We start from the raw sequence: 1,004 nt of genomic DNA, 5'->3' as shown, positions 1-1,004 counted from the left end.
TCTGAGCGGCCAGATGGATACCTGAGCGCGATTACTTATTTATGCAGCGACGGGTGCATGCGCCGATGTTCCTGCAGAATGTACTGACGCAAGCGCTCGGCATCGTCTTTGCTGTGCTGGCTGAGGCGGTAAGCGCCCAGGTTGTCTTCCCGAAGACGCTCCAGCTTGCCACGCATGGCAATCGGCGCCTGACCCACGGGATTGAACCAGGCGGCGAAGTGCTTGGGCAACTTGCCCTGTTTGCGTGACTCGAGCAGAACGCCCTTGAACGAAAGTTCATGCACCCATAACGACGTCAGCGAACCCTTTTCGGTTTCCAGTGGCACCGGCTGTTCCAGTACCAGTCGCCAGGGACGAATCTGCGGTCCTTCCTCGAAAATGCTGGGCGCTCCCAACTCCAGATGCAGCGCGTGGAACTCGTCCTCGACCAGGTGCAGCGGAAAATTCATCTGCTGATTTTCAAATTGCGCGTGAATCGTGACTTGCTCGTGAGCTGCCAGTCGGGTCAGCAAATCCTGAATCTGCACACCGCCATTGACCAGCAAACTGCGCGTGCTGTCACGCACGTTCAGTTTCGGATTGCGCTGCATGCTCTGGATGAAATCCAGCTCAGCCTGCGTAAGGAGGGAATCAGGTTGCATGGAGAGACTCGGGCTAACCGGTAATTGATGAAAAAGACCTTTAGATCCGCATGATGTTCCTACCGCTCGTCATATTTTTAACCATTTCTCGATTTCAGTGCTTCAATTTCTGCCTTGGCCTCTGCCAACTGGTCCACAAGTTCTTTGATCCGTTGCTCATTTTCTACCTGAGCGGTGACATCTTTCTGAATGCCGATGTAATACATGAGCTGATTGGCTTCGTTGCGCACAGGCGTGATAGACAGTTCGTTCCAGAACGTGCTGCCATCCTTGCGGTAGTTGCGCAGGATCTGGCGGCAGGCCTGGCCGCTGCGTATCGCCTCCTGAATCACTTCCAGTGCTGCCGGCTGGCGCTCGGTGGCC

The 1,004-nt window shown here is 55.3% G+C and carries 2 protein-coding genes; both read right to left on the bottom strand.

The window, feature by feature from the left end; translation table 11 throughout:
• Nucleotides 1-35: 35 nt before the first annotated feature.
• The gene (locus tag BZK31_RS28510; protein WP_083186471.1) at nucleotides 36-641 is read right to left on the bottom strand and encodes a hypothetical protein; all 606 of its coding nucleotides are present in this window, start codon (nucleotides 639-641) and stop codon (nucleotides 36-38) included.
• Nucleotides 642-718: 77 nt separating this feature from the next.
• On the bottom strand, nucleotides 719-1,004 hold a 286-nt coding region (locus BZK31_RS28505), incomplete at its 5' end, for a PAS domain-containing protein (protein WP_157900834.1).

It is taken from the genome of Pseudomonas floridensis (assembly GCF_002087235.1).
GTDB classification, from domain to species: Bacteria; Pseudomonadota; Gammaproteobacteria; order Pseudomonadales; family Pseudomonadaceae; genus Aquipseudomonas; species Aquipseudomonas floridensis.
The sequence above is the reverse complement of the archived record's forward strand: the minus strand, read 5'-3'. Positions and strand labels throughout refer to the sequence as shown.

What these genes read in the sequence shown, in the direction of transcription:
- BZK31_RS28510 (WP_083186471.1), bottom strand. Translation starts at nt 641, where the DNA reads ATGCAACCTGATTCCCTCCTTACGCAGGCTGAGCTGGATTTCATCCAG.